This window comes from Piscinibacter gummiphilus (genome assembly GCF_002116905.1).
GTDB classification, from domain to species: Bacteria; Pseudomonadota; Gammaproteobacteria; order Burkholderiales; family Burkholderiaceae_C; genus Rhizobacter; species Rhizobacter gummiphilus.
Genome location: NZ_CP015118.1, coordinates 2,744,354 through 2,771,204, shown reverse-complemented (window position 1 = coordinate 2,771,204; position 26,851 = coordinate 2,744,354). Strand labels below are relative to the sequence as shown.

The window sequence follows — 26,851 nt, the reverse complement described above, 5'->3', positions numbered from 1 at the left end:
CGCCGGTCAGCCCGCCACGCCCCGCCGCAGGTCCAGCGTGAACGGGAAGTTCGGGTTGCGCTCCTCCGGGGGCACGGTCAGCGGTCCCGGCGTGTGGCCGAGGCGGAAGAACCGGGCGAGGCGCCGGGCCTCGGCCTCGAACGCGTTCACCGGCGCCGTCTCGTAGTTGCGCCCGCCCGGGTGCGCCACGTGGTACTGGCAGCCGCCGAGCGATCGGCCCATCCAGGTGTCCACGATGTCGAACGTGAGCGGTGCGTGCACGCCGATGGTGGGGTGCAGCGCCGACGGCGGGTTCCAGGCGCGGTAGCGCACGGCGCCCACGAACTCGCCCACCTTGCCGGTGTTGTGCATCGGCACGACCCGGCCGTTGCACGTGAGCACATGGCGGTCGGACACCAGGCCCGTGAGCTTCACCTGCAGGCGTTCCACCGACGAATCGACGAAGCGTGTGGTGCCGCCGACGGCGCCCTCCTCGCCCATCACGTGCCACGGCTCCAGCGCGAGGTTCACCTCGCCCTGGATGCCCGCGGCGTTGAAGTCGCCGATCTTCGGGAAGCGGAACGACAGGTGCGAGGCGAACCACTCGGCCTTGAACCCGTAGCCGAACTCGTTGAGTTCGGTGACCACGTCGTTCAGGTCCTGCCACACGAAGTGCGGCAGCATGAAGCGGTCGTGCAGCTCGGTGCCCCAGCGCTTGAGGCGCGCAGGCTGGTACGGCTGCTGCCAGAAGCGCGAGACGAGCGCGCGCATCAGCAGCTGCTGCGCGAGGCTCATGCGCGCGTGCGGCGGCATCTCGAACGCACGCATCTCGAGCAGGCCCAGGCGGCCGGTGGGGCCGTCGGGCGAGTACAGCTTGTCGATGCAGAACTCGGCCCGGTGCGTGTTGCCCGAGACGTCGATCAGCAGGTTGCGCAGCAGCCGGTCGATGAGCCACGGCGGGCAGCGGCCGGCATGTTCGGCGGTCACGCGCTTCAGTTCGGCGAACGCGATCTCGATCTCGTACACCGAGTCGTTGCGGGCCTCGTCGACCCGCGGCGCCTGGCTCGTGGGGCCGATGAACAGGCCCGAGAACAGGTAGCTGAGCGCCGGGTGGTTGTGCCAGTAGGCCACCATGCTCGCGAGCAGGTCGGGCCGCCGCAGGAACGGCGAGTCGGCCACGGTCGCGCCACCCAGCACGAAGTGGTTGCCGCCGCCGGTGCCGGTGTGGCGGCCGTCCACCATGAACTTCTCGGTGGACAGGCGCGTCTCGTGCGCGGCCTGGTACAGGTGCGTGGCCTGGTCGACCAGCTCGTCCCAGCTGTGGGCGGGGTGGATGTTGACCTCGATCACGCCCGGGTCCGGCGTCACGCGCAGCACCTGCAGGCGCGGGTCCTTCGGTGGCTCGTAGCCTTCCAGGATCACCGGCAGCTTCAGCTCGGCCGCAGTGTCCTCCACCGCGGCGACCAGTTCGAGGTAGTCCTCGAGCGCCTGCGTGGGGGGCATGAAGATGTAGAGGCGGCCGCCGCGCGGCTCGGCCGACATCGCGGTGCGCACGATGCCCGGCGCCGATTCGAAGCGGGCCGGGGGCGTGGCGTCGGCCGACGGCGCGGCATGCCCCTTCAGCGCGGCGGCCCGTGACCGTTCCGCGAAGCTGCTGACGATGCCGGCGGCCGAGGTGTCGGCCGGCGCCCCCTCGGTGCCGAAGTTCGACGCGAAACGCAGCCGGCGGTACGGCGGCAGCGGCGGAAACGCCTGGGTCTGGTCGGGCGGCAGCGTGTACGGGTAGTCGGCCTGGGTCACCCACGGCTGCGAGTCGAGTGGCAGGCGGTAGCCGATGGGCGAGTCGCCCGGCACGAGGTAGCAGCGTTCGGTGCGCAGGAACCACGGCCCCGTGCGCCAGCGTGCCGCGCCCGTGGTGTCGCGCGCCACGGGCAGCGAGTGGCCGATGACCTTCTCGAGGCCCTGCGTGAACACCTTGCGCAGGCGGTCGCGTTCCAGTTCGTCGGACAGGCGGGCATCGAACGGGTCGACGTTGGTGGGCAGCTTGCGCTCGCGCCACAGGTAGTACCAGACGTCCTCGTACGCCGGGAACACGTGTTTCGCGTCGAGCGACAGGCGCTGCGCCACGCCGTCGAGGAAACGCCTGGCCTCCAGCTCGGTGACGCCGTAGTCCTTCTTCTCGTCGGCGAACAGGTCCGGGCGGGTCCACACCGGCTCGCCGTCCTTGCGCCAGTACAGGTTCAGCGACCAGCGCGGCAGCTGCTCGCCGGGGTACCACTTGCCCTGGCCGAAGTGCAGCAGGCCGCCCTCGCCGTACTTGAGGCGCAGCTTGTCCATCAGGCTCGCGCTCAGCAGCCGCTTCGTCGGGCCGAGCGCGGCGGTGTTCCATTCCTCGCCGTCGCGGTCGTCGATGGAGACGAACGTGGGTTCGCCGCCCTGCGTGAGCCGCACGTCGTGGCGGCGCAGATCCTGGTCGACCGCATGGCCCATCGCGACGATGTCGTCCCACTGCGCATCGGTGTACGGCAGCGTGACCCGCGGCGCCTCCCAGATGCGGGTGACCTGCATGTGGTGCTCGAACTCGGTCTCGCATTCGTCGAGCGCGCCGCTCACGGGCGCCGCCGACGACGGATCGGGCGAACACGCGAGCGGGATGTGCCCCTCCCCGGCCAGCAGGCCCGACGTGGGGTCGAGGCCGATCCAGCCGGCCCCGGGCAGGTACACCTCGCACCACGCGTGCAGGTCGGTGAAGTCGACCTCGGTGCCGCTCGGACCGTCGAGCGACTTCACGTCGCTCTTGAGCTGGATCAGGTAGCCCGACACGAACCGCGCGGCCAGCCCCAGGTGGCGCAGCAACTGCACGAGCAGCCAGCCGCTGTCTCGGCACGAGCCCGAGCGGTTCACGAGCGTGACTTCCGGGGTCTGCACGCCCGGTTCCATGCGGATCAGGTAGCCGATGTCGCGCTGCAGGCGCTGGTTCAGGTCGACGAGGAAATCGTTGGTGGCCTTCGGCGTGCGCGGAATGCTGTCGAGGTACTTCTTGAACTCGGGCGTCAGTTCGCTCTTGATGCGGTACGGCGCCAGTTCCGCGGCGAGTTCGGGGGCGTACTCGAACGGGAACTTCTCGGCCGCCGGCTCGAGGAAGAAGTCGAACGGGTTGAGCACGGCCATCTCGGCGACCAGGTCCACCTCGATGCGGAACGAGGTGGTCTTGTCGGGGAACACGAGCCGCGCGAGGTAGTTGCCCTGCGGGTCCTGCTGCCAGTTGATGAAGTGCGTGGCCGGCTCGACCCGCATCGAGTAGCTCAGGATGCGCGTGCGCGAATGGGGCGCCGGGCGCAGCCGCACCACCTGGGGCCCGAGGTGGATCGGCCGGTCGTACCGGTAGTGGGTCACGTGGTTCAGCGCGACGTGGATGGACATTCAGGGCTCCAGGGGGAAAGCGGGTTCGTTCGAGTCTTCCCGGATGTCGATGCGCACGCGCATCGACTCCGCGCCACCGCCCTCGCGCACGCCGCGGATGGGCGAACAGGCGGCGTAATCGGGTCCGACGGCCAGGCGCACGTGGCGTTCGTCGATGAGGCAGCCGTGCGTCACGTCGACGCTCAGCCAGCGGTGCGACGGCACGTCCACGCACACGTCGACCCACGCGTGGCTGGCGAGGTGATCGGCGCCGGGGGCATGGAAATAGCCGCTGACGTAGCGGGCCGGCACGCCGTGCGCGCGGCAGGCGGCGATGTAGACGTGGGCATGGTCCTGGCACACGCCGCCGCCGAGGGCCAGCGCCTCCATCGCGGTGGTGCGGACCGTCGTCGTGCGCGGCTTGTAGGGCACGCGGGCCAGCACCGCCCGCGCGAGCGCGAGCGCCTTCGCCGCGTCCGGCGCGGTGCCGCCCGACAGCGGGCCGCCGAGTTCGGCCAGGCGCACGTGGGGCTGCGTCAACGGCGTGGGCCGCAGGTACAGCTGCCCGGGCACGGTGTCGTCGACCAGCTCGGGCTCGCCGTGGGTCTCGACGGTGCCGATGGCGCTGACGGCCCCCGCCATCACCCGCCGCGTGACGCTGCACGTGTGGGCGACGTTGCCGTACCCGTCACGCGCCTCGAAGAGCGTGCCCGGCGCCTGCACCGCCCACGCGTGCACGGTCTGGTGGGCACTGCCCTGCGGCGTGAGGCACAGGGACTGCAGCGCGTACTGCAAGGGAGCGCTGTAGTCGTACCGGGTGACGTGCTGGATGTGCAGTTTCATCCGGCACCGACCCGTCAGGCGGCCACAGGCACGAGGAAGTCGCGGCTGATGCCGATGCCGAGCGTGCCCACGCGGTCGAGGAACTGCGTGAGGAAGGCATGCAGGCCCGTCGCGAGGATCTCGTCGATGCGCCCGAACTTCAGGTCGGCCTGCAGCCGGCCGGCACGCCGCAGCGTCTCGCCCGACTGCTCGTTGGCGACGTGGTGCAGGTTCGACACCACCTCGTCCATGCACGCCGCGAGCGAACGCGGCATGTCGGCGCGCAGGATCAGCAGCTCGGCCACCTTCTCGGGGCGGATCACGTTGCGGTAGGCCTTGCGGTACACCTCGAAGCCGGACACCGAGCGCAGGATGGCGGACCAGTGGTAGAAGTCGAACTCCTGGTCCTTGCCGTTCTGGCCGTTGGTGGTGCCGAAGAATTCGCTCTCGACGGCGTGGAACTTCACGTCGAGCATGCGCGCGGTGTTGTCGGCGCGTTCGAGGAAACTGCCGATGCGCAGGAAGTGGAAGGCCTCGTCCTGCAGCATGGTGCCCACGGTGACGCCGCGCGACAGGTGCGAGCGGAACTTCACCCACTCGAAGCTTTCGCCGGGGTCCTTCTGGAAGCTCTTGTTGCGCAGCATGCGCTGGAACTCGAGCCAGGTCTGGTTCTGCGTCTCCCACACCTCGGTGGTGAGCGTGCCGCGCACGGCCCGCGCGTTCTCGCGCGCGGCCATCAGGCAGCTGTAGATGCTGGACGGGTTGCGTTCGTCGCCGACCATGTAGTCCATGATCTTGCGGTCGGTGACGGCGCCGTAGCGCGAGGTGTAGTCGTCCGTCAGTTCGGAGATGCTGAGCAGGCCCTTCCAGCCGTTCTCGGCGGCGTCGGCGCTCTGGGGCAGCAGCGACGTCTGGTAATTGACGTCGAGCATGCGAGCGGTATTCTCTGCGCGCTCCATGTAGCGCGCCATCCAGTAGAGGTGATCGGCGGTTCTCGACAGCATGTTGTTCAGGCCTCCAGCACCCAGGTGTCCTTTGTACCCCCGCCTTGCGACGAGTTGACGACGAGCGATCCTTCCTTGAGCGCGACGCGGGTCAGGCCGCCCGGCACCATCTGCACGTCCTTGCCGCTCAGCACGAACGGGCGCAGGTCGATGTGGCGCGGCGCGATGCCGCTGTCGACGAAGGTGGGGCACGTCGACAGCGCGAGCGTGGGCTGGGCGATGTAGCCGGCCGCGTTGGCGATCAGCACCTTGCGGAACTCGGCGATCTCCTCCTTCGTGGAGGCCGGGCCCACCAGCATGCCGTAGCCGCCCGCGCCGTGCACTTCCTTCACCACCAGCTCGGGCAGGTGGTCGAGCACGTACTTGAGGTCCTCCTCCTCGCGGCACTGGTAGGTGGGCACGTTGTTGAGGATGGGCTTCTCGCCGAGGTAGAACTCGATCATCTTCGGCACGTACGGGTAGATCGACTTGTCGTCGGCGATGCCCGTGCCGATGGCGTTCGACAGCGTCACGTTGCCCGCGCGGTACACGCTCAGCAGGCCCGCGCAGCCGAGCGTGCTGTCGGGGCGGAACGCGAGCGGGTCGAGGAAGTCGTCGTCGACGCGGCGGTAGATCACGTCCACGCGCTTCGGGCCCTGCGTGGTGCGCATGTAGACGAAGTTGTCGCGCACGAAGAGGTCCTGGCCCTCGACGAGTTCGACGCCCATCTGCTGCGCGAGGAACGCATGCTCGAAGTACGCGCTGTTGTACATGCCGGGCGTGAGCACCACGACGGTCGGGTCGTTGACCGCGGCGGGGGCGACCCCGCGCAGCGTCTCGAGCAGCAGGTCGGGATAGTGCGCGACCGGCGCCACGCGGTGCTGGCTGAACAGCTCGGGGAAGAGCCGCATCATCATCTTGCGGTTCTCGAGCATGTAGCTCACGCCGCTGGGCACCCGGAGGTTGTCTTCCAGCACGTAGTAGGTGCCGCTGCCGTCGGGGTTGGCCGCGCGCACGATGTCGATGCCGCTGATGTGCGAGTAGACGCGCTCGGGCACGTCGACCCCCATCATCTCGGGGCGGAACTGCGCGTTCTTGAAGATCTGGTCGCCGGGCACGATGCCGGCCCGGATGATGTCCTGCCCGTGGTAGACGTCGTGGATGAAGCGGTTCAGCGCGGTGACCCGCTGCACCAGCCCCTTCTCCATCTCGGCCCACTCGTGCGCGGGAATCACGCGCGGGATCAGGTCGAAGGGAATCAGGCGTTCGGTGCCGCTGCCGTCCTCGTCCTTCGCGCCGTAGACGGCGAACGTGATCCCCACGCGGCGGAAGATCATCTCCGCCTCTTCGCGGCGTGAACGCATCACGTCGCCGGGTTGCTGTGACAGCCAACGGTCATAGAGCCGGTAGTGCTCGCGCACCTCCTCGCGGCTCGCTTGCATCTCGTCAAAGCTCGAAGTCATTCGCGGTCTCTCCTCGAAGATCACGGTTAGCAAATTCCAGGCCACACGATCACCGGGATGGTGCGCGACGAGAGGTGCGCACTGCTTGCAGGCGTGGAGGGAACCGTGGCGGTGAAGCGGGAGGTCCCACGGTCGTTTGCGCACCACGCCGGGGACAGGTGTACCACCGAAGTCCTGGGTGCGTCCAACGCGGGGCGCATGGTTCAATGGAAAAAAATCAGCGAGGAGATGACATCACCATGATCACCGGCCAATGCCTTTGCGGCGCCGTCCGCTTCCGAATCGACGGACCGCTCGCCCCGGTCCAGGTGTGCCACTGCACGGACTGCCGCCGCGCCCAGGGCACCCCGTTCGCGACGAACGCACCCGTGCGCCGCGACGACGTGGTCTTCACGTCGGACACGGACACGCTCACGGCGTACGAGTCGACTCCGGGCAAGCGCCGGTGGTTCTGCGGCCGCTGTGGTTCACCGCTCTACAGCGAACGCACGGACCTGCCCGGTGTGGTGCGGCTGCGCATGGGCCTGCTCGACGAGCCGGTCACGGCCGACGTCGAAGCCCACGCCTTCTGGGCCTCGCGGGCCCGCTGGTTCGACGGCGCCGAGGACCGCCCGCACCACGACCGCTGGATTCCGAAGCCCGGCTAGCCTGGGCCCTATCGGCCCGGGCGGCTGGAAGCGAAGATGCTCGGCGGATCGTCGAGCACCGACTCGAAGAACCGCGAATGCGGCAAGGTGCTCAGGCTGTGCTGGCGCCACCAGGCTTCGGCGCGCGCGCGCCGCTGCGCCCGGTCGGCGGCCCGGCGGCGCTCTTCGCGCCGTGAGGCGGTGGCCCGGCGCCAGCCCCACACGCCGAGAACCACCACGGAGACCGCGATGGCGCCGGCAACGGGCACGAGGGCATCGAAGGAAACGAACGACATCCCGGAATTCTCCCTGATCCGGCGCGCCCGGTGTTCACCAGCCGTCGCCAGAATGGAACCGGTCACACATCACGCCGGACGCCGGCGGGTACTTCGTGCGGTATTTGGGGAAACCCCTGATTGCAAGACCATGCCCCCTCGTGTGCGGGGATGTCAGGATGGGCCGCACGAAACAGACTGCCCGGTCCGCCGCTCAACGACGAGCGGCTTTTTTTCGGGAACAAGTGATGAGCAGTACAGGCGTACGGGTCATCGACCTGACGTCGCGGCTGGGTTCACAGGCGATCGCACAGGTCGGCGTGATCCAGTCCCCATCGGAGACGATCAAGGTCATTGCCCTCGGCGGTCCCGGCGCGCCGGCGATCGAATGGACCCGGCCCACCCACCCCCACGACGACTTCCATGCCGAAGACGGCCCGCGCGCGCTCGTCTTCATCGCCGGCCCCGGTTCGGTCCGCGAGGCCGAGCGGCTGCTGCAGCAGGCCCTCGACGCGAACATCCCGTGCATCCGCATCTTCCTGATGCCCAGCGCGATCGTCGAGGAAGTCACGCTGAAACCCATGGCCACCGCGCACGCCGCGGTGGCGCATGCCTACCGGCTGCCCGACAGCAGCCCGGAAACCCTGTGGTTCGTGCTGATCGAAGAGTTCAACAAGCTCTCCAGCCTGTACGGAATCGCTTCTCTTCAACCTTCGCAAGACAGCACGAAAGACACCATGAGCACCAACCTGAAGCAGTCGATGGACACCGCCATGTCCATCGACGGCGCCCTCGCCGCCGCCCTCGTCGACTACCGTAGCGGCATGTGCCTCGCCCAGGCCGGCAGCGGACTCAACCTCGACCTGGCTGCGGCCGGCAACTCGCAGGTGGTTCGCGCCAAGCTGCAGACGATGGAGTCCCTCGGCCTGAAAAAGGGCATCGAGGACATCCTGATCACCCTCGGCGACCAGTACCACCTGATCCGCCTCGTGCCGAACAACGCCGGCCTGTTCCTGTACCTCGTGCTCGACAAGAACAAGGGCAACCTCGCGCTGGCCCGCTACAAGCTGACGGACGTCGAGCGCACGCTGAAGGTCTGAACGGCCTCCGGGCCGGCCTCGTCGGTCAGCCCGGGTGGTGCCAGTAGCGCCGCGTCCCGGGCCTCGTGCAGCGGGCCGTCGTGGGCGGCCCGTCGCCGTCCCAGTGCCAGGCACCGCACGACGGGCTCTCGACCACCCTAGCCCCGCGCGCGCGCAACCGGTCCAGCACCTCCGCCACCGGATGTCCGAAGCGGTTGAGGTGCCCGGACTGGATCACGGCGACCGACGGCCGCACCGCATCGAGGAAGGCCGCGGTGGACGAGGTGCGGCTGCCGTGGTGCGGCACGAGCAGCACGTCGCTCGCGAGCGGCACGCCCGTGGCCACGAGGCCCGCCTCCTGGGCACGTTCGATGTCGCCGGCGAGCAGCACGCTGCCCTGCGGGCCGCTGATCCGCACCACACACGACTTGGCGTTGGGCTTGAGCGGCCGGGCGTGGTCGGACGCCGGTGGATGCAGCACATCGAACCGCACGCCGTCCCACGTCCACGACTGGCCCGCGTCGCAGCGCCGGTCGGACGAGGCGAGCCCCAGCAGGCGATGGCCTGGTTCGAGCGACCCGAGCAGCTCGCCGACCGGCCACCGGTCGAGCAGCGGGCCGGCCCCGCCCACGTGATCGGTGTCGCGGTGGCTCAGCACGAGCCGGTCGATGCGGTCCTCGCCCCGCGCCCGCAGCAATGGCGCCAGCACCCGTTCGCCCGCGTTGGCCTCGCCGCCGTACGCCGGCCCCGTGTCGTACAGCAGCAGCCGGGTGCGCGTGCGGACCAGCACCGCGCTGCCCTGCCCCACGTCGGCCGCCAGCACCTCGTAGCGTCCCTCGGCCGGGCGTGGCACCGCGGGCGCCGCCAGCGGCACGAGCAGCGGCACGGCCAGCAGGCGCAGCCGCCATGGCAGCGGCATCACCGCGAGCACCGCGCCGAACACACCCGCCACCTGGGCCCACGGCGGCGCGGCCGCCGCGGTCCACACCGCACCCGGCATGCGGGCGAGCCAGAGCAGCAGCCCGTTCGACTGCTGGATCACCCAGGCCCCGAGCCACCACAACGGCGCCAGGACCACGCCACCCAGCGCGAGCGGCGTGACCACGAGCGTGACGGCGGGAATGGCCACGAGGTTCGCGGCGAACCCGACGATCGACACCTGCTGGAACAACACCAGCGTCAGCGGGGCCAGCCCGACGGTGGCGACGGCCTGCGTGCGCGCGCCATCGTGCAACACGAGCCAGGCTCGCCGCAGCGGCGCGCCCTGCCGCACGCCGCCCTCTGGCGATGCGGCCAGCAGCAGCGCCACCGCCGCGAACGACAGCCAGAACCCCGACTGGTTCAGCGCCCACGGGTCGGCCGCACACACCACCACGGCCGCCACCAGCAGCGTGAGCCCGAGCGGCCAGCGCCGCCCGCCCATCTGCAGCACCGTGACGGTGGCGAGCATCAGCACCGTGCGCTGCGCCGGCACGCCCCAGCCCGCGAACAGCGCGTAGGCCGCGGCCGCCAGCACCCCGCCCACGCGCGCGGCCATCGGCGCCGGCACCCACAGGCTCGCCGGTCCCGCGCGGGCCCACGCCGCGTTCAGCAGCAGCCCGGCCAGCCACGCGAACATCGTGACGTGGACTCCGCTCACGGACACGAGGTGGCTGATCCCGGTGTCGCGGAAGATGCGCCAGTCGTCCGATGCGATGGCCGACTGGTCCCCGACGGCCAGCGCCGCCAGCACCCCGGCCGCGCGCCGGTCGGCCACCGTGGCGATCAGGTCGTCGCGCACGTGCTGGCGCAACCGTTCCACCGGATGCCGCCACGACACGCCCAGCCGCACGGCCCCGGGCCGGACCGTGCCGACGGCCCGCACGCCCTGCTCGAAGAGAAACAGCTCGTGGTCGAAGCCGTGCGGGTTGCGCAGCCCGTGGGGGCGGCGCAGGCGCACGGCGAACCGCCACCGGTCACCGGCTCGCACCTCGGGCAACGGGTCGGCCGGGGCCGCACGAGCGGGCCGGCCGTGCGCATCCTGGGGCGCACCGCCCCAACCCGAGAACCAGCCCAGCTGGACGACGGCCGGCACCCGAACCGCCTCGTTCCCGAAACGGGCGGACTCGACCTCGAACCGGAAGCGCACGCCCTGTTCGGACACCTGCGGCAACGAGGCCACCACGCCATCCACCACCAGGTCTTCGCGCTCCAGCGACGCCGCCAGGGCATCGGCCAGGCGCCAGGACGCGTGCGCCGACGCCAGGGCGAACGACAGCACCGCGGCCACCGGCACGAGCAGGACGCGCGCGTGCGGCCACCGCGCGGCGACCGCACCACCGGCCAGCGATGCGCCGAGCAGCGTGGCCAGCGTGCCCTGGTCCGGCAGCACCGCCAGCTGCAGGTGGGCGAAGGCCCCGCCGAGCCACGCGAGGCCGAGCGCAGCGAAACGCCAGGAGAAGGAGAGCCGAGTCCACACCACGAGATTCCCCGGACCCAGACAGCCCGCGGGGGCGAGTGTAGGATCGGCCTCCCGGCCCATCCCCTGCAGAACCATGTCCGTATACGACCGCCTGAAAGCCCTCGGCATCGAGTTGCCGCCCGTCGCCATTCCCGCCGCCGCGTACGTGCCGTTCGTGCGCACCGGCAACCTCGTGTTCCTGTCGGGCCACATCGCCAAGCGCGACGGCAAGCCCTGGGTGGGCCAGCTGGGCCTGGACGTCGACACGGCCACGGGCAAGCTCGCCGCACGCGCGGTCGCCATCGACCTGCTCGGCACGCTGCACGCCGCCGTGGGCGACCTCAACACGGTGACCCGCATCGTCAAGGTGATGAGCCTCGTCAACAGCACGTCCACCTTCACCGAACAGCACCTCGTCACGAACGGCTGCTCGGAACTGATCGGCGAAGTCTTCGGCGACAAGGGCACGCACGCGCGCAGCGCCTTCGGGGTCGCGCAGATCCCGCTGGGTGCCTGCGTCGAGATCGAACTGATCGCCGAGGTCGCCTGACCATGGCCACCTCCACCCCCGACCTCACGGCGCGGCTGCTGTGGGGCATGGCCGCGGCCTGCGTCGCGGCGCTGGCCCTGGCCCTGGTCGCGCAGTACGTGGGCCACATGGAGCCCTGCCCGTGGTGCGTGCTGCAGCGGGTGATCTACGTCGTGATCGCGATCGTGTGCGCCGCCGCCGCGCTGGTGCGCGCGCGGGTCGTGCGCGTGCCGCTCGCGAGCCTCGCGCTGCTGCTCTCGGTGTCCGGCGTGGCCGCGGCGCTGTACCAGCACAACGTGGCCGCCGCGAGCTTCTCGTGCAACCTGACCTTCGCCGACAAGGTGGTGAGCGGCCTCGGCCTCGACTCGGCCCTGCCGTCGGTGTTCAGCGCGACGGCCAGCTGCGCCGAGGCGTCGGTGTCGGTGCTGGGCGTGCCGTTCGCCTACTGGAGTCTCGCGATGTTCGTGCTGCTGGCCGCCGTGGCGGCCGCGGTGGTGGGACGCAGCCGCCGTGCCTGAACCCCACGAGGGTCATTGACGGCCAGGCGTTGACCCGGGACAGCGGCTGCGCTAAGTTCGTTGTCTCAGGGCAGCCAAGGGAGCCGATCATGTGGCACTGGAACTCGCTGTGGGCCCCGGGCCCCGGAGACCCGCCGGCGGTGGACGATCCGAAGTTGTACCGTTCGCCGTGGACGCCGGAGCAGGCGTTCGTGCTGCAGGCCCGCGCCTGGGACACCGTCGTCAGTTCCACCCGTGCGTGGTGGAGCTTCTGGCTCGCGACGCTGACCCCGCCGGGCCAATCGCCCATCGGCCAGGTGGCCCCGCCCGCGGAGGCCGACGCGCCACCGGCCCCTCACGCGTCCGAACGCCGCTCACCGCGGTCGCGCGCGTCCGCACCGGCGGCCAAGCGGGCACCTCATGCGGAATCGCGTTCCGGGCTGCAGGCCCGCAAGCGCTGAACAAGGCGCTGAAGGGCGGGACGTCAGTGCGGCTTGCGCGGCCGCTTGTTGAACGACTTCGGGGTGTAGACGTTCCCCTGCCAGTCGCCGTCGGAGGACTTGGCGCGGCGGATGGCTTCGGCCGCACCGCGGGCAGCTCGCACCCGGTGCACCGCCAGCATGGGCAGGCGCGCGACGGAACGCACCGCGTGGTCGAACCGCATCCGGGCTCGCACGCCGAGGCACAGCCTCAGCAGCATCACCACACACACGGCCAACCCGGCCCCCGCCAACACCTTTTCGATCACGGCTCGCTCCTCGATGTCGCCCGGGCTCCCGGGAGACGCCTTGATCTTACACAGCGGTTCGCCGGCGTCCAGCGGTGTTCGCGCCGACCCTTGTCGCCTCGGGCAATCCGGCACGCGGATGGGGGGGTCACCGCGACCCTCGGCGCACGATGAGCCGCCCGATGCACCCCCGACTCCTGTTCCGGCACCTGCGCCTGGTGGCGCGCAACCCCGTCGGCTTCTCGTGGCGGGTGCTCAAGGCCTTCCGGGCGAACCAGGGGCTGCTGCTCGCGGGCGCGGTCGCGTACTACGCCCTGCTGTCCCTGGTGCCGATGCTGATCCTCGCGGTGATCGCTCTGTCCCACGTGGTGGACCAGGCCGAACTGCTCGACACCATCGCGCGTTACCTCGAATGGCTCGTGCCCGGCCAGTCGCGCGCCATCGTGAACGAGCTGTCGAACTTCCTCGGCCACCGTGACCTCATGGGCTGGGTGCTGCTCGTGACGATGCTCTTCTTCAGCTCGCTCGCATTCACGGTGCTCGAGAACGCGATGTCCGTGATCTTCCTGCACCGCGTGGCGATCCGGCGGCGCCACTTCCTCGTCTCGGCGGTGCTGCCCTACTGCTACATCGTGTGCCTCGGCGTGGGCCTGCTGCTGATCACGACGGTGGCCGGCATGCTCGAGGTGCTGGGCGACGAACAGGTGCGATTCCTCGGCGCCGACTGGTCGCTCCACGGGATCTCCGGCGTGCTGCTGTACCTGCTCGGCTTCGCCGGCGAGGTGGCCGTGCTCACGTCCATCTACCTCGTGATGCCCGTGGGCCGGCTGCGCCTGCGGCACGCGCTGGTGGGCGGGGTCACCGCCGCGGTGCTGTGGGAACTCACCCGCCGGGTGTTGCTGTGGTACTTCGCGACGCTGTCCCAGGTCACCGTGGTGTACGGCTCGCTCACCACGGCCATCGCCGTGCTGCTGAGCCTCGAGTTCGCCGCCGCGCTGCTGCTGCTCGGCGCGCAGGTGATCTCGGAGTTCGAGCGCCTGGACCGCGGCGCGCCGGAGTCCGAACCGGGCGAAATGAACCTCGGGTAAACACTGACAGAGACGGTGCACGCCACGGGGAGGAATCGTCCTACACCGCTCGCCGCGCCGAAACGGTGCAATGGAGCAGGAGCCGCAACGCCGCCGCCCCTTGGAGTCTGGGCGGCAGAGAGAAGGGCTCGCGCCGGGGCGAGTCGCGGCGCCAGACGAGGCGTCGACGAGGCCGTGTGGCCAGCCACACAACGAGTCGGCAACGAAGGATGGCGCCGCGAATCGCCCCGGCCCGAAGGGTTGGGCCTGGTCGGTGCCGCCGGCGTCGTTGCAAATGCTCACCGGGGATGACCCCGGTTCCGCTTTGCGCCTATCCGGCGGCACCGACCAGGCCCAACGCGAGCCCTTCTCTCTGCCGCCCAGACTCCAACCCAACCCCTGCCCGGAGCCTCACCATGAGCATGACTGCAAGCGACACCATCACCGACGGCAAACTGGTCTACCTGCCGCCCGAGGCCGGGGACGTCGACAAGCCACGCTTCCAGCCCGACCCCGACTGGCTCGAGGCCGCCGAGCCCACCCTGCAGAAGGCCGCCATGTGGCGCTGGTTCTCCACCCACTACGAGGACCCGGAGACCGTCACGCCCCACGACGACGCCGGCAACTACCTGTTCCTGGACGGCGGCCCGTTCCTCGCGGACAAGGTGATCCCGGACCGCTTCGAAGGGCTCGTGCCCGACGAGGTGATCCAGGAACTGGTGCGCAGCGTGCAGGCCGAAGCCGGCAACGAATGGGCGGCGAAGGTGCTCGACCGCTTCGGCGGCTGATCCACCGCATCGCCCTGCTCACGCCCCGGGCACCCAGTCGATCTTCGCGCCCAGCGCCCGCAGGTTCTCCGCGAACCGCGGGTGCGCACGCCGGATGGGCGCGGCCTTGCGGATCACCGAGCGGCCCTCGATGCTGGCCGCGAGCATCAGCATCGCGATGGCCACGCGGATGATGTACGGGCTCTCCACCGTCGCCGGCACGAGGCGCTTGCCACCGAACGTGACCACGCGGTGCGGGTCCGACTGGAAGGCATGGGCCCCGAAGCGCGAGAGCTCCGACGTCCACCCCATCGCCCCGTCGTACACCTTGTTCCAGAACATCATGCTGCCCTCGGCCTGCACGCCCAGCGCCACGAAGATCGGCAGCAGGTCCACCGGCAGGTAGGGCCACGGCGCGGCCTCCACCTTCTGCAGGATGTTCTGCGTGAACGGCTCGCGCACCTTCAGGCGCCCGGCCGTCTCCGCACGCGACCAGCCGCCCTCGTGCCGCACGTGCACTCCGAACTTCGCGAAGGTGCGGTCGATCAGCGGGAACTGGTCGGGCGAACCATTGCGCACCTCCACCTGGCCGCCGGTGATGGCGCCGAGCGCGAGGAACGTGACGATCTCGTGGAAGTCTTCCGTGAACGTGAAGTCGGCACCGCCCAGTTCCTCGACACCGTCGATCATCAGCAGCGACGTGCCCTGCCCCTGGATGCGCGCGCCCATCGCGCTCATGAACGCGCAGAACTCCTGCACGTGCGGCTCCGATGCCGCGTTGGTGAGCGTCGACGTGCCGCGGGCCAGCGCCGCGCACAGCACGAAGTTCTCGGTGGTGGTGACCGAGGCGTAGTCGAGCCAGTGCTGGGTGGCGATCAGCGGGCGCAGCGAACGGATCAGCAGCGCGTCCTCCACCCGCTCCACGGCGGCGCCGAAACGCTCGAACACCTCCACGTGCGGGTCGATCTCGCGCACGCCCAGGGTGCAGCCCTTCACGTCGTTCTCGATGCGGGCGACGCCGAAGCGGGTCAGCAGCGGCGGCACCAGCATGATCGACGAGCGCATGGCCTCGGGCAGGCGGTCGGTGTCCTCGTCGAAGCGGGTGTCGAGGTGGTGGACATCGAGGATGCCCGTGTCGAAGTCCATCTCCACGCGGCTGCCGAGCGTGCGGAAGATGTCGAGGATGCGGCGCACGTCGGTGATGTCGGGCACGCCGCGCAGGCGCACGGGTTCCTTCGTCAGCAGCGTGGCGCAGAGGATCGGCAGCACCGCGTTCTTGTTCGCGGACGGCACGATGCGTCCCCGCAGGGGCGTGCCCCCATGGACGATCAGGTCGGACAGCGGGTTCGTGGCGGTGTCGGCGGACATGGCGGGCTTTCTTCTCCGGTTCGTGGACCCGCCGGGATGGCGGGGACGGAACGAAGCATCGCCGTGTCGTGGGAAGCCCGTTGGAAGCGGAACGGGCTTTTTGTGAAGCCTGTGTGAAGTCAGGCGGGACGTGCGAGCGCCGACCGGGCTGCAGCCGACAGCATCACCGCCGCCAGCACCACCGTCGCGAGGCCGACGGTCAGCGACTGGTGTTCGGCGACGAACCCGATCAGCGGTGGGCCCACCATCATCCCGAAGTAGCCGAGCGAGGCCACCGCGGCGATGCCGTCGGCCGGCTTCACGCCGGGCACCGTGGCCGCGGCGCTGAACAGCACCGGCACGATGTTGGCGAAGCCGAGGCCCACCAGCGCGAAGCCCAGCAGCGCCACCACCGGGGACGACGTCACGAGCGACAGCGTCATGCCCGCCGCGGCCAGCAGCCCGCTCAGGCGCACGAGCAGGGCCGACGACAGCCGCGCCCGCACCCAGTCGCCGCCGAAGCGGGCCGCGGCCATCGCGCCGCTGAAGGCGGCGTAGCCCAGTGCGGCGGTGCCGGCATCGGCCAGCAGCTCCTGCTTCACGTACAGCACGCTCCAGTCGTACATCGCCCCTTCGGCGATCAGGCCGAGCGCCGCGAGGATGCCGATCAGCAGCAGCGTCCCCCGCGGCAGCAGGAACGCATGCCCGCCCGCGCCCTCCTCCGGCTTCTTCGCCCGCGGCATCGTCCAGCAACCGAAGGCCACGAGGGTCACACCCACGGCGGTCGCCGCGGCGAGGTGGTGCCACGGCTCGACACCGGCCGACAGCAGCGCCGCGCCACCCGCCGCGCCGGCCATGCCACCCAGGCTGAACATGCCGTGGAAGCCGCTCATCAGCGGGCGCCCGGCGCGAGCCTCGAGATCGCTCGCGGCCACGTTGACCGAGACGTCGAACAGGCTGTTGGCCAGGCCGAAGGCCACCATCACGAGCAGCAGCACCGCCATCGTGTGGAAGGCCAGCAGCAGCCCGATGCTCGCTGCACAGAGGCAGCCCGACACCAGCGCCACCTTGCGCGGCCCGAAGCGCCCGATCAACCGGCCCGCCTGCGTGAGCCCGCCGACGGCACCCACCCCGCCGGCGAGCATCGCCACCGCGAGGGCCTGCTCGCCGAGGCCGTAGTGCCCCTTGACCGTGGGCACGTGCACGCCCCACGTGGCGAACAGCAGGCCGGCGGCGAAGAACAGGGCGCGGACGCCCCAGGCGTACAGGACAGGATTCATGAAGCGGATCAATGCGGATTCAGGGGCTCGGCCAGGCAGCGCGACACCACCGGCGGGCCGTCTCCGATGTGCAGGTCGAGGCGCCGCTCGCGCAGCGAGACATCGTGCGCGGTGACGCGGTCGAAGCGCCGCAGGTGTTCCACCCACGACTCGTCGAGCATGTACTCGAGGTAGCGCCCGGGCACCGACGGGTCGCGGAACAGCTCGCACGACAGCGCGCCCTGGCGCAGCCGCGCCTTGCGCGTGGCGAGCATCACCTCGCGGAATTCCTCGGCCCGCGCCGGGTCGATCAGGTACTCGATGGTGGTCATCACGGGGCCGGCGCTGGGTTCCACCGGCATCACCGGGGCCTTCCAGACCTGCAGCACGGTCATGTCCTCGAGCGCGTCGTCGGCCACCGGCTTCCAGCGCCGCACGAAGGTCATCGCGCACACGCCCACCACCGCCGATGCGCAGAGGCTCGCGGCGAGCGACGTGAACGAGGCCAGCTGCCCCCACAGCGCCGCGCCGAACGCGCTGCCGCCCATCAGCGACATCTGGTAGATCGACATGCCCCGCGCCCGCACCCAGTTCGGCAGCGCGAGCTGGGCCGACACCACGAGCGTGTTGGCCACCGAGATCACGGCCATGCCCGCGACGACCATGGCCGGCGCCGCGACCCACACGTTCGGCGCGAAGGCCACGGTCACGGCCGCCACCGCCTGCACCAGCACGCCGTTGCGCACCAGGCGGTCGCCGTCCATGTGGCGGCGGATGCGCGGCATGTTCGCGGCGGCCACCACGGCCCCGCAGCCCATCGACGCGAGCAGCAGCGTGAACGTGCCGGCGTCCCCGCCCGGCAGGTTGCGCGCCACGAGCGGCATCAGCGAGGTGAGGCCCACGGCCTGCACGAAGAACACGGAAATGCGCAGCAGCAGCCCGTGCATCTGCGACGACTGCCGCACGTGCTGCACGCCCACGCGGATGGCGCCCCAGAAGCGTTCGCCCGGCAGTGCGCTGACCTTGGGCTCGGTCTTCCAGCGCATGATGACGAAACCTGCCGCCACCGACAGCACGGCGTTCAGCGCGAACACGTAGGCGCTGCCCGCGGTGGCGATCAGAGCGCCGGCGAAGATGGGGCCCACGATGCGCGATGCGTTCATCGCGAGGCCGTTCAGCGCGAGCGCGGCCGGCAGCTGGTTGCGCGGGATCAGTTCGGGAATGATGGCCGCGAACACGGGCCAGCGCATCGCGAGGCCGATGCCGTTGGCGAACGTCAGCGCGAGCAGCAGCGGCGCGCTGATGCCGCCGCCCAGGGTCACGAAGTACAGCAGCGTGCCCACGGCCGCCACCCAGAACTGCGTGACGATGAAATAGAGCCGCCGGTCGAGGATGTCGGCCAGCGCCCCGCTGGGCAGGCCCAGCAGGAACACCGGCAGCGTGGACGCCGACTGCACGAGCGCCACCATCACCGGCGACGTGGTGAGCGACGTCATCATCCACGCCGCCGCCACGTCGTTCATCCACATGCAGATGTTGGCGGTCAGCCAGACGCTCCACAACATGCGGAACACCGGCTGCGAGAGCGGCGCCCAGGGGGACACCAGCGCGGCGGGCGGGGTCGGTTCGGCGGGCTGGGTTTGGATGATCGGCTCCGGGGGAGAGCCGTCGATGTTAACGATGATTCAGTGACAGCGCCAACGGCGCGGTCCAAGGTCCCGGCCTGCGCCGGGATGACAGCATGGTTGCAAAAAACTCCGTCATCCCGGCGCAGGCCGGGACCCTGGGCCTCACCCCGCGATCACCCGCGTCGCCTTGATCCCGTCCACCACCTTCCCCTTGCGCGCCCGCTTGCCGACGTGGCCCGACAGCGCCGTGGCGCCGAGCGACTCCTCCTTCGGCTTGCCGCCACGTCCGGTGCCCAGCACCTTCAGCGTGTTGGCGCAGGTGGCCACCGACACCAGCGGGTCCTTCGCGTCGACGTCCATCAGCGTGAGGCCGCGGCCGCCCTTCGGCTGCAGCTTCAGTTCGGACAGCGCGAACACCAGCAGGCGCCCGGTCAGGCTCAGGCACGCCACCTGGGCGTGGCCCGCGGCCAGCGGCACCGGCGGCAGCACCTTCTCGTCGGCCTCGAGGGCGAGGAAGCCCTTGCCGCCCTTCTGGCGGCTGGTCAGGTCGCCCGCCGTGGCCAGCAGGCCGAAGCCGCCGGTGTTGGCCAGCAGCAGCGTGGTGTCGGCGCTGGCCGCGAAGTAGTGCAGCGGCTGCGTGCCCGATTCCAGGTCCACGAGCGTGGTGATGGGCTGGCCGTCGCCGCGCCCGCCCGGCAGGCCGGACACGGCCGTGGAGTAGACGCGCCCGTTGCTGCCGAACACGAGCAGCGTGTCGACCGAGCGGCACGGGAACACGCCGTACAGTGCGTCGCCCGCCTTGAAGCCCAGGCCACCGACCTCGACCTCGTGGCCCTTGAGCGCCCTCACCCAACCCTTCAGGCTCACCACCACGGTGACGGGTTCGTCGACGACCTTCACCTCGGCCACGGCGCGCTTCTCCGCCTGGATCAGCGTGCGGCGGTCGTCGCCGTGCAGCTTCGCGTCGGCCTCGATCTCCTTGATCACCGTGCGCTTGAGCGACGACGGGTTCGTCAGGATGTCTTCCAGCTTCACCTGGTCGGCGCGCAGCTCGGCCAGGTCCTGCTCGATCTTGATGGCTTCGAGCCGTGCGAGCTGGCGCAGCCGGATCTCGAGGATGTCGTCGGCCTGGATCTCGCTCAGCTTGAATCGCTCGATCAGCGCGGCCTTCGGCTCGTCCGAGTGGCGGATGATGCGGATCACCTCGTCGATGTTCAGCAGCACGAGCTGCCGGCCTTCGAGGATGTGGATGCGCTTGAGCACCTTGTCCAGGCGGAACTGGGTGCGGCGCTGCACGGTCTCGGCGCGGAACGCCACCCACTCGGTGAGCACCTGGCGCAGGTTCTTCTGCGTCGGGATGCCGTCGGCGCCGATCATCGTCAGGTTGATGGGCGACGAACTCTCGAGGCTCGTGTGCGCCAGCAGCGTGGTGATGAGCTCGGCCTGCTCGATGCGGCTCGTCTTCGGCTCGAACACGAGGCGCACGGCCGATTCCTTGCTCGACTCGTCGCGCACGGCGTCCAGCACCGACAGCACCGTGGCCTTGAGCTGCGTCTGCTCGGCCGTCAGCGTCTTCTTGCCGGCCTTGACCTTCGGGTTCGTGAGCTCCTCGATCTCCTCGCCGATCTTGGCGGCGCTGGTGCCCGGCGGCAGCTCGGTGACGACCAGCTGCCACTGGCCGCGCGCCAGCTCCTCGATCTTCCAGCGCGCGCGCACCTTCAGGTTGCCCCGGCCGGTGGCGTACGCGGCGCGGATCTCCTCCGGGCTGCTGATGATCTGGCCGCCGCCCGCGTAGTCGGGGCCCTGGATGAACGTGGCGAACTCCTCGTCGGGCAGCCGGTCGTTGCGGATCAGCGCCACGGCGGCCGCAGCCACCTCGCGCAGGTTGTGCGACGGGATCTCGGTGGCGAGACCCACGGCGATGCCGCTCGCGCCGTTGAGCAGCACGAACGGCAGGCGGGCCGGCAGCTGGCGCGGCTCCTGGAACTCGCCGTCGTAGTTCGGGGCGAAGTCGACCGTGCCCTCGTCGATCTCGTCGAGCAGCAGGCGCGCGATGGGCGCCAGCCGCGCTTCCGTGTACCGCATGGCCGCCGCGCCGTCGCCGTCGCGCGAGCCGAAGTTGCCCTGCCCGTCCACGAGCGGGTAGCGCATGGAGAAGTCCTGGGCCATGCGCACCATCGCGTCATAGGCCGACTGGTCCCCGTGCGGGTGGTACTTGCCGAGCACGTCGCCCACGACCCGCGCGCTCTTGACCGCCTTCGGGCCGCTCGCGGTGGTGAACGCGAGCCCCATGCGTTCCATCGAGTAGAGGATGCGGCGCTGCACCGGCTTCTGGCCGTCGCAGACGTCGGGCAGCGCGCGGCCCTTGACCACGCTCAGCGCGTATTCGAGGTAGGCCCGCTCGGCGTAGTGGGCGAGCGTGACCTGTTCGGTGGGCTCGGAGAAAAGGTCGTTCATCGTGAGGCTTCGGAAAGATTCGGTTGGATGCGCAGCCGGGTCTCGGGCGCGGGCGGGCGCGCCTGCAGCAGCGCCCAGTAGAGTTCGAGCACCTGGTGCACGTGGGCACGGGTCTCGGGAATGGGAGGCATCTGGCCGCCGTGCTTGCGCACGGTGCCTTCACCGGCGTTCCACGCGGCCAGCGCCACGTCGATGCCGGCGTGCCGGCGGATCAGGTCGGCCATCAGCCGCGCGCCGGCGAGGATGTTGGTGCGCGGGTCGAGCAGCTGTTCGGTGCTCAGGTCGGCCGACGCTGGCAGGATCTGCATCAGGCCCACCGCGCCGCGCGGCGACACGGCCTTCGCGTTGAAGGCCGATTCCACGGCAATGATGGCCTTGAGCAGCTCGATGTCGATCTGGTGGGCCGCGGCCGCCTCGCGCAGCGCGGGCATCAGCACCTTGACCTCGGGCGCGAAACCGAGCCAGGTGACGAGGCCCGCGGCCGAGTCGTTCTTGCCCGGCACCTTCTGCGCCGCGGACTCGCCCAGCAGCAGCCGGTACCGCGCGTCGACCTGCACCGGCGCCACGTGGGCCACGCCCGCGCCGTCGACGTAGCCCCACAGCTCCGCCCGCGCCAGCAGGGGCGCGGCGGCAAGCAGCAGGACCAGCGTCTTCAGCGAGAGGCCCACGTCAACGCCCCGATGGCCAGCGCCTGCAGGCCGAACACGATGCCGAACCCGTTCCAGGAGGGCATGAACTGACCGTGCATGCGCTCGACCGCCCAGTGCTTGAGCGCGGCGGGGTTGACCCGGCCGTCGACCAGCATGTTCTCGCGGGCCAGCACCGACGCATCGAGCTGCTCGCCGAGGCCGGTCACGTACCGCACGGCCACGCGACGGATCAGCCGCGGCATGGCGGGGCTCTCGTGCAGGTAGGTGCGGAAGGCCTGCACGAGCCGCTGCGGCGACGTCACCGCCGACGCGAACGCCCCCGGCCGCCGCGCCTCGAGCGTTTCGATGAACCGCCCGAGCGTGTGGTCGTACAGCAGGCCGCCGTGCGAGCGCGTGAGGGACGCGAGCGCACGCCCGAGCCCGCGCTGGTGGCCCACCAGGGCGTAGAGCACCGGGAACACGCAGACCGACAGCACCACGACGAGCCCGCGGTGCGTCACGCTCCCGCCCTGGGACAGCCCGAAGAACAGTGCCGCGCACAGGGCACTCAGCACCACGCCGAAGACGACGCAGCGCGCCACTTCGACGGTGTAGCGGGCCCCGGAGCGGATCAGCGGTTGTGCGATGGACGTGGCGTTCATGGTCATGGGAGTGTCAGACGTCGATCTCGACGTCGTTGCCGCGGAGTTCCATCAGGTCGCGGCGCGCCTGCGCCTCGCCCTTGCCCATCAGCTTCGTCAGCGAGTCGGTGGTGGCGCCGAAATCGAGTTCGCCGAAGTTGACCTGGAGCAGGCGGCGCGTGTCGGGGTTCAGCGTGGTGTCCCACAGCTGCTCGGCGTTCATCTCGCCCAGGCCCTTGAAGCGGCCGATGGACCAGGCGTTCTCGCGGGCGCCTTCCTTGCGGAGCTTGTCGAGCGTGGCCGTGAGTTCGCCCTCGTCCAACGCGTAGATCTTGGCGGCCGGCTTCTTGCCGCGGGCCGGCGCGTCCACGCGGAACAGCGGCGGCTTGGCGATGTAGAGGTGCCCGGTCTCGACCAGCTTGGGGAAGTGGCGGAAGAACAGCGTCAGCAGCAACACCTGGATGTGCGAGCCGTCGACGTCGGCGTCGCTCAGGATGCAGACCTTGCCGTAGCGCAGGCCCGACAGGTCGGGCGAGTCGTTCGGGCCGTGCGGATCGACGCCGATGGCCACCGAGATGTCGTGGATCTCGTTGTTCGCGAACAGGCGGTCGCGCTCGACCTCCCACGCGTTGAGCACCTTGCCGCGCAGCGGCAGGATGGCCTGGGTTTCCTTGTTGCGGCCCATCTTCGCGCTGCCGCCGGCCGAGTCGCCCTCGACGAGGAACAGTTCGTTGAGGTTCAGGTCGCGGCTCTCGCAGTCGGTGAGCTTGCCGGGCAGCACGGCCACGCCGGAGCCCTTGCGCTTCTCCACCTTCTGGCTGGCGCGCTGGCGGGTCTGCGCCTGGCGGATCACCAGTTCGGCGAGCTTCTTGCCGAGGTCGACGTGCTGGTTCAGCCACAGCTCCATCGCCGGCTTCACGTACGTGGAGACGAGGCGGAGCGCGTCGCGGCTGTTCAGGCGTTCCTTGATCTGGCCCTGGAACTGCGGGTCGAGCACCTTCGCGCTCAGCACGAAGCTCGCGCGGGAGAACACGTCTTCCGGCATCAGCTTGACCCCCTTGGGCAGCAAGCTGTGCAGGTCGATGAAGCCCTTGACCGCGCCGAAGAGGCCGTCCTTCAGGCCCGACTCGTGCGTGCCGCCGTTCACCGTGGGGATCAGGTTCACGTAGCTCTCGCGCATGGGCGCGCCGTCTTCCGTGAAGGCCACGCACCAGGCAGCGCCCTCGCCTTCGGCGAAGTTCTCGGTCTCGCCCTTGTCGGCGTAGTGTTCGCCTTCGAACAGCGGGATCACCGGGTCGGCCGGGAGGGTCTGGGACAGGTAGTCGCGCAGGCCGCCCTTGTACATCCACGTGGTGACGTCGCCGGTCTTCTCGATGGTGAGCGACACGCTCACGCCCGGCATCAGCACCGCCTTGCTGCGCAACAGGTGCGTCAGTTCGTTGCGGGGGAAGTCGACGGTCTCGAAGTACTTGGCGTCGGGCCAGGCGCGCACCGTGGTGCCGCTGCGGCGGTCGCCGCTGCCGGCCTTGCGCACCTCGAGGGGTTCCAGTACGTCGCCACCGGCGAACACGAGGCGGGCCACCTGGCCCTCGCGCCACACGTTCACCTCGAGGCGGTTGGACAGCGCATTGGTGACGCTCACGCCCACGCCGTGCAGGCCGCCGGAGAAGCTGTACGCCCCGCCGGAGCCCTTGTCGAACTTGCCGCCGGCATGCAGGCGGGTGAAGACGATCTCGACGACGGGGACCTTTTCCTCCGGGTGCATCCCGAAGGGAATGCCCCGGCCGTCGTCCTGGACACTGACCGATCCGTCGGTGTGCAGGGTCACGTCGATGCGTTTGCCGTGGTTGGCCAGGGCCTCGTCAGCCGCGTTGTCGATCACCTCCTGGATGATGTGCAGGGGGTTGTCGGTCCGGGTGTACATGCCCGGACGCTGCTTGACGGGCTCCAGGCCCTTGAGGACCCGGATCGACGCTTCGCCGTAGGAAGAATTGCTCGGTTTGCTTGCCATGGGGCGGAATTCTAGGGTGCTCGACCGGCCGGATCGGTGCGGTAACCTTGCGAGGTTTGTCACACCCTGTACAGATCCCGTCCATGCCCCACCCGTCGCTTTCCCGCTCCGCCCTGCTCGCCGCCGCCCTCGTCTCGGCGTCCACCGCCTACGCCGCCGACATCAACACCGTGCAGAACCTCACCCAGGCCGAGTTCCGCGACCTGTCCGAGGACCTGAGCTCGACCCTCGGCTTCAAGGCGATGATCCCCTCGGAAAGCATGGGCACCACGGGGTTCGACGTGGGCCTGTCGGTCACCGGCACCGAACTGGCCCACCGCGGCGCCTGGGCCAAGGCGTCCAACGGGTCCGAGCCGGAGTCGGTGATGCCGACGGCCACCGTGCGTGTCCACAAGGGCCTGCCCTGGAACGTCGACGTGGGCGCCACCTGGGCGAACACCACCACGAACGCCAGCGCCTTCGGCGGCGAGGTGCGCTGGGCCGTGCTGCCCGGCAGCACCCTGGTGCCGGCCGTCGCCGTGCGCGCCAGCGCCACGTCGCTCAGCGGGGTCGACCAGATCGACATGCAGACCTACGGGCTGGACGTCTCCATCTCCAAGGGCTTCGCGATGTTCACGCCGTACGCGGGCATCGGCACCGTGTACGTCAAGAGCAAGCCGGACGGCAGCACGGGCCTCGCCAAGGAGAGCTTCAACCAGGGCAAGGTGTACGCCGGACTGAACGTCAACCTCGGGCTGATCAACCTCGCCGTCGAGGCCGACCGCACCGGAGATGCCACCAGCTACGGCCTGAAAGGCGGCGTTCGCTTCTGATGCCGCGAATGTCATGACCGGCCAGCACACCCGCGGCAAAGTCACTACAGTCGCGGGATGAAGTCCTCCGCCTCTCCCCCGCCGTCGTTGCCGATCGGCCAGGTCCTGGCCTGTGCCGGCCTGATCGTGACCCTGTCGATGGGCATCCGCCACGGCTTCGGCCTGTGGCTGCAGCCCATCACGATGGAACGGGGCTGGTCCCGCGAGACCTTCGCGTTCGCGCTCGCCATCCAGAACCTCGCCTGGGGTGTGGCCACGCCGTTCGCGGGCATGCTGGCCGACCGGTTCGGGGCGTTCAAGGTGCTGCTCACCTGCAGCGCCCTCTATGCCCTGGGCCTCGTGACGATGGCGCTGGCCACCACCGGCCTCGCGTTCACCGCCAGCGCCGGGGTGGTGCTGGGCCTGGCGCAGGCCGGCACCACCTACGCCGTGGTCTACGGCGTGATCGGCCGCAACGTGCCCGCCGAACGGCGCAGCTGGGCCATGGGTGTCGCGGCGGCGGCCGGGTCCTTCGGGCAGTTCCTCATGGTGCCGGTGGAGAACCTGCTGATCGGCAGCTTCGGATGGCAGCACGCCCTCTTCATCCTGGGCGTCGGCGCGCTGGCCATCGTGCCGCTCGCCTTCGGCCTGAAGGAGGCGCCCTTCGCCAAGCCCACGGCGCACGACCAGAGCATCGGCGGCGCCATCCGCGAGGCCTTCGCGTACCCGAGCTTCGTGCTGCTGATGGCCGGCTACTTCGTGTGCGGCTTCCAGGTGGTGTTCATCGGCGTGCACATGCCCAGCTACCTGAAGGACCACGGCCTGACCGCCAACGTCGCCACCACGGCGCTGGCCCTCATCGGCCTCTTCAACGTGATCGGCACCTACGCCGCGGGCTCGCTCGGACAGGTCTTCCCGAAACGCTACATCCTGTCGACCATCTACCTGCTGCGGTCCATCGTGATCGTGATCTTCCTGAACGTGCCGCTGTCGCCCATGAGCGTCTACGTCTTCGCCGCGACGATGGGGGTGCTGTGGCTGTCGACCGTGCCGCCCACCAACGCGGTGGTGGCGCAGATCTTCGGCGTGCGCCACCTGTCGATGCTCGGCGGTTTCGTGTTCTTCAGCCACCAGATCGGCTCGTTCCTGGGCGTGTGGCTCGGGGGCCGCCTGTACGACGCGACGGGCAGCTACGACGTGGTCTGGTGGATCGCCGTGGGCCTGGGCGTGTTCGCGGCCCTCGTGAACCTGCCGGTGCGCGAGACCGCCATCGCGCGGCCGTCGGCCCAGCCCGCATGAGGAGCCCGGCGGTGCGGCGCGGTGCGATCTGGCTGGGTGCGGGGGCCGTGCTGGCCGCGGTGTTCGCGGCCTACCTGCGCCCCGACCTCGCCTTCACGCTCGCCAACCAGCTCTGGAACTGCTTCTGACGGAC

General features: G+C 70.1%; 24 protein-coding genes. 10 read left to right on the top strand and 14 right to left on the bottom strand.

Going from position 1 to position 26,851, the window contains the following annotated elements:
• Positions 1-6: 6 nt before the first annotated feature.
• From A4W93_RS12360 to A4W93_RS12345, 4 genes are read right to left on the bottom strand one after another with little or no spacing between them, the layout of a single operon-like run.
• Positions 7-3,402, bottom strand: a complete 3,396-nt coding sequence (locus A4W93_RS12360; RefSeq protein WP_085750888.1) for a transglutaminase family protein — start codon at positions 3,400-3,402, stop codon at positions 7-9.
• Positions 3,403-4,224, bottom strand: a complete 822-nt coding sequence (locus A4W93_RS12355) for a transglutaminase family protein (RefSeq protein WP_085750887.1) — start codon at positions 4,222-4,224, stop codon at positions 3,403-3,405. It lies immediately after the preceding gene.
• A 14-nt stretch (positions 4,225-4,238) separates the two neighbouring features.
• A complete protein-coding gene (locus tag A4W93_RS12350) occupies positions 4,239-5,207 on the bottom strand; it encodes an alpha-E domain-containing protein (protein WP_085750886.1) in 969 nt (322 codons plus the stop codon).
• A 5-nt stretch (positions 5,208-5,212) separates the two neighbouring features.
• The gene (locus tag A4W93_RS12345; protein WP_085750885.1) at positions 5,213-6,649 is read right to left on the bottom strand and encodes a circularly permuted type 2 ATP-grasp protein; all 1,437 of its coding nucleotides are present in this window, start codon (positions 6,647-6,649) and stop codon (positions 5,213-5,215) included.
• 239 nt (positions 6,650-6,888) lie between these two features.
• Between A4W93_RS12345 and A4W93_RS12340 the strand changes: the two genes are divergently transcribed.
• Positions 6,889-7,296 (top strand): GFA family protein, encoded by a 408-nt coding sequence (locus A4W93_RS12340; protein ID WP_085750884.1) that lies wholly within the window; start codon positions 6,889-6,891, stop codon positions 7,294-7,296.
• 8 nt (positions 7,297-7,304) lie between these two features.
• Here A4W93_RS12340 and A4W93_RS12335 read toward each other — a convergent pair whose 3' ends face one another.
• A complete protein-coding gene (locus tag A4W93_RS12335; protein ID WP_085750883.1) occupies positions 7,305-7,571 on the bottom strand; it encodes a hypothetical protein in 267 nt (88 codons plus the stop codon).
• 716 nt (positions 7,572-8,287) lie between these two features.
• Between A4W93_RS12335 and A4W93_RS12330 the strand changes: the two genes are divergently transcribed.
• Positions 8,288-8,650, top strand: coding sequence for a hypothetical protein (locus A4W93_RS12330; RefSeq protein WP_407081715.1), 363 nt, complete (start codon positions 8,288-8,290; stop codon positions 8,648-8,650).
• A 25-nt stretch (positions 8,651-8,675) separates the two neighbouring features.
• Here the strand turns inward: A4W93_RS12330 and A4W93_RS12325 are convergent, their stop codons facing one another.
• Positions 8,676-11,087: a DNA internalization-related competence protein ComEC/Rec2 gene (locus tag A4W93_RS12325; RefSeq protein WP_237357772.1), complete on the bottom strand. Its 2,412-nt coding sequence runs from the start codon at positions 11,085-11,087 to the stop codon at positions 8,676-8,678.
• 76 nt (positions 11,088-11,163) lie between these two features.
• Here A4W93_RS12325 and A4W93_RS12320 point away from each other — a divergent pair, with 76 nt between their 5' ends.
• The 3 genes from A4W93_RS12320 (at position 11,164) to A4W93_RS12310 (ending at position 12,556) form a co-directional block, all read left to right on the top strand.
• Positions 11,164-11,619: a RidA family protein gene (locus tag A4W93_RS12320; RefSeq protein ID WP_085750882.1), complete on the top strand. Its 456-nt coding sequence runs from the start codon at positions 11,164-11,166 to the stop codon at positions 11,617-11,619.
• A gap of 2 nt (positions 11,620-11,621) precedes the next feature.
• Positions 11,622-12,116: a disulfide bond formation protein B gene (locus A4W93_RS12315; protein ID WP_085750881.1), complete on the top strand. Its 495-nt coding sequence runs from the start codon at positions 11,622-11,624 to the stop codon at positions 12,114-12,116.
• 89 nt (positions 12,117-12,205) lie between these two features.
• Positions 12,206-12,556: a hypothetical protein gene (locus tag A4W93_RS12310; RefSeq protein ID WP_085750880.1), complete on the top strand. Its 351-nt coding sequence runs from the start codon at positions 12,206-12,208 to the stop codon at positions 12,554-12,556.
• A gap of 23 nt (positions 12,557-12,579) precedes the next feature.
• On the opposite strand, the gene A4W93_RS12305 is transcribed toward A4W93_RS12310, so the two are convergent.
• Entirely contained in the window at positions 12,580-12,843 is a 264-nt protein-coding gene (locus A4W93_RS12305) for a hypothetical protein (RefSeq protein ID WP_085750879.1), read from the bottom strand.
• 161 nt (positions 12,844-13,004) lie between these two features.
• Here A4W93_RS12305 and A4W93_RS12300 point away from each other — a divergent pair, with 161 nt between their 5' ends.
• Both A4W93_RS12300 and A4W93_RS12295 read left to right on the top strand, forming a co-directional pair.
• On the top strand, positions 13,005-13,910 hold the full coding sequence (locus tag A4W93_RS12300; protein ID WP_237357771.1) for a YihY/virulence factor BrkB family protein: 906 nt from the start codon (positions 13,005-13,007) through the stop codon (positions 13,908-13,910).
• A gap of 395 nt (positions 13,911-14,305) precedes the next feature.
• On the top strand, positions 14,306-14,677 hold the full coding sequence (locus tag A4W93_RS12295) for a hypothetical protein (protein WP_085750877.1): 372 nt from the start codon (positions 14,306-14,308) through the stop codon (positions 14,675-14,677).
• Positions 14,678-14,695: 18 nt separating this feature from the next.
• On the opposite strand, the gene A4W93_RS12290 is transcribed toward A4W93_RS12295, so the two are convergent.
• The 7 genes from A4W93_RS12290 to A4W93_RS12260 form a co-directional block, all read right to left on the bottom strand.
• Positions 14,696-15,997, bottom strand: a complete 1,302-nt coding sequence (locus A4W93_RS12290; protein WP_085754145.1) for a UDP-N-acetylglucosamine 1-carboxyvinyltransferase — start codon at positions 15,995-15,997, stop codon at positions 14,696-14,698.
• Positions 15,998-16,143: 146 nt separating this feature from the next.
• Positions 16,144-17,283, bottom strand: a complete 1,140-nt coding sequence (locus A4W93_RS12285; protein WP_085754144.1) for an MFS transporter — start codon at positions 17,281-17,283, stop codon at positions 16,144-16,146.
• An 8-nt stretch (positions 17,284-17,291) separates the two neighbouring features.
• The gene (locus A4W93_RS12280) at positions 17,292-18,866 is read right to left on the bottom strand and encodes an MFS transporter (RefSeq protein ID WP_085750876.1); all 1,575 of its coding nucleotides are present in this window, start codon (positions 18,864-18,866) and stop codon (positions 17,292-17,294) included.
• Positions 18,867-19,052: 186 nt separating this feature from the next.
• Positions 19,053-21,347: a DNA topoisomerase IV subunit A gene (gene parC, locus A4W93_RS12275; RefSeq protein ID WP_085750875.1), complete on the bottom strand. Its 2,295-nt coding sequence runs from the start codon at positions 21,345-21,347 to the stop codon at positions 19,053-19,055.
• A complete protein-coding gene (locus A4W93_RS12270; RefSeq protein ID WP_237357769.1) occupies positions 21,344-22,015 on the bottom strand; it encodes a lytic transglycosylase domain-containing protein in 672 nt (223 codons plus the stop codon). The genes parC and A4W93_RS12270 overlap by 4 nt, the downstream gene beginning before the upstream one ends.
• Positions 22,000-22,644 (bottom strand): hypothetical protein, encoded by a 645-nt coding sequence (locus A4W93_RS12265; protein WP_085750874.1) that lies wholly within the window; start codon positions 22,642-22,644, stop codon positions 22,000-22,002. Before A4W93_RS12265 ends, A4W93_RS12270 begins: the two co-directional genes overlap by 16 nt.
• 7 nt (positions 22,645-22,651) lie before the next feature.
• Positions 22,652-24,628, bottom strand: coding sequence for a DNA topoisomerase IV subunit B (locus A4W93_RS12260; protein WP_085750873.1), 1,977 nt, complete (start codon positions 24,626-24,628; stop codon positions 22,652-22,654).
• 83 nt (positions 24,629-24,711) lie between these two features.
• Here A4W93_RS12260 and A4W93_RS12255 point away from each other — a divergent pair, with 83 nt between their 5' ends.
• From A4W93_RS12255 to A4W93_RS30610, 3 genes are read left to right on the top strand one after another with little or no spacing between them, the layout of a single operon-like run.
• On the top strand, positions 24,712-25,440 hold the full coding sequence (locus A4W93_RS12255; protein WP_085750872.1) for a hypothetical protein: 729 nt from the start codon (positions 24,712-24,714) through the stop codon (positions 25,438-25,440).
• Between the two features lie 57 nt (positions 25,441-25,497).
• A complete protein-coding gene (locus A4W93_RS12250; RefSeq protein ID WP_085750871.1) occupies positions 25,498-26,718 on the top strand; it encodes an MFS transporter in 1,221 nt (406 codons plus the stop codon).
• A complete protein-coding gene (locus A4W93_RS30610; RefSeq protein ID WP_257790074.1) occupies positions 26,715-26,846 on the top strand; it encodes a hypothetical protein in 132 nt (43 codons plus the stop codon). The genes A4W93_RS12250 and A4W93_RS30610 overlap by 4 nt, the downstream gene beginning before the upstream one ends.
• The last annotated feature ends 5 nt before the right edge of the window (positions 26,847-26,851 follow it).

Coding starts and splice junctions, on each gene's coding strand:
- A4W93_RS12315 (WP_085750881.1), top strand. CDS start 11,622: ATGGCCACCTCCACCCCCGACCTCACGGCGCGGCTGCTGTGGGGCATG.
- A4W93_RS12350 (WP_085750886.1), bottom strand. CDS start 5,207: ATGCTGTCGAGAACCGCCGATCACCTCTACTGGATGGCGCGCTACATG.
- A4W93_RS12335 (WP_085750883.1), bottom strand. CDS start 7,571: ATGTCGTTCGTTTCCTTCGATGCCCTCGTGCCCGTTGCCGGCGCCATC.
- A4W93_RS12285 (WP_085754144.1), bottom strand. CDS start 17,283: ATGAATCCTGTCCTGTACGCCTGGGGCGTCCGCGCCCTGTTCTTCGCC.
- A4W93_RS12355 (WP_085750887.1), bottom strand. CDS start 4,224: ATGAAACTGCACATCCAGCACGTCACCCGGTACGACTACAGCGCTCCC.
- A4W93_RS12345 (WP_085750885.1), bottom strand. CDS start 6,649: ATGACTTCGAGCTTTGACGAGATGCAAGCGAGCCGCGAGGAGGTGCGC.
- A4W93_RS12330 (WP_407081715.1), top strand. CDS start 8,288: ATGAGCACCAACCTGAAGCAGTCGATGGACACCGCCATGTCCATCGAC.
- A4W93_RS12260 (WP_085750873.1), bottom strand. CDS start 24,628: ATGGCAAGCAAACCGAGCAATTCTTCCTACGGCGAAGCGTCGATCCGG.
- parC (WP_085750875.1), bottom strand. CDS start 21,347: ATGAACGACCTTTTCTCCGAGCCCACCGAACAGGTCACGCTCGCCCAC.
- A4W93_RS12310 (WP_085750880.1), top strand. CDS start 12,206: ATGTGGCACTGGAACTCGCTGTGGGCCCCGGGCCCCGGAGACCCGCCG.
- A4W93_RS12360 (WP_085750888.1), bottom strand. CDS start 3,402: ATGTCCATCCACGTCGCGCTGAACCACGTGACCCACTACCGGTACGAC.
- A4W93_RS12255 (WP_085750872.1), top strand. CDS start 24,712: ATGCCCCACCCGTCGCTTTCCCGCTCCGCCCTGCTCGCCGCCGCCCTC.
- A4W93_RS12250 (WP_085750871.1), top strand. CDS start 25,498: ATGAAGTCCTCCGCCTCTCCCCCGCCGTCGTTGCCGATCGGCCAGGTC.
- A4W93_RS12320 (WP_085750882.1), top strand. CDS start 11,164: ATGTCCGTATACGACCGCCTGAAAGCCCTCGGCATCGAGTTGCCGCCC.
- A4W93_RS12340 (WP_085750884.1), top strand. CDS start 6,889: ATGATCACCGGCCAATGCCTTTGCGGCGCCGTCCGCTTCCGAATCGAC.
- A4W93_RS12265 (WP_085750874.1), bottom strand. CDS start 22,644: ATGACCATGAACGCCACGTCCATCGCACAACCGCTGATCCGCTCCGGG.
- A4W93_RS12300 (WP_237357771.1), top strand. CDS start 13,005: ATGCACCCCCGACTCCTGTTCCGGCACCTGCGCCTGGTGGCGCGCAAC.
- A4W93_RS12295 (WP_085750877.1), top strand. CDS start 14,306: ATGAGCATGACTGCAAGCGACACCATCACCGACGGCAAACTGGTCTAC.
- A4W93_RS30610 (WP_257790074.1), top strand. CDS start 26,715: ATGAGGAGCCCGGCGGTGCGGCGCGGTGCGATCTGGCTGGGTGCGGGG.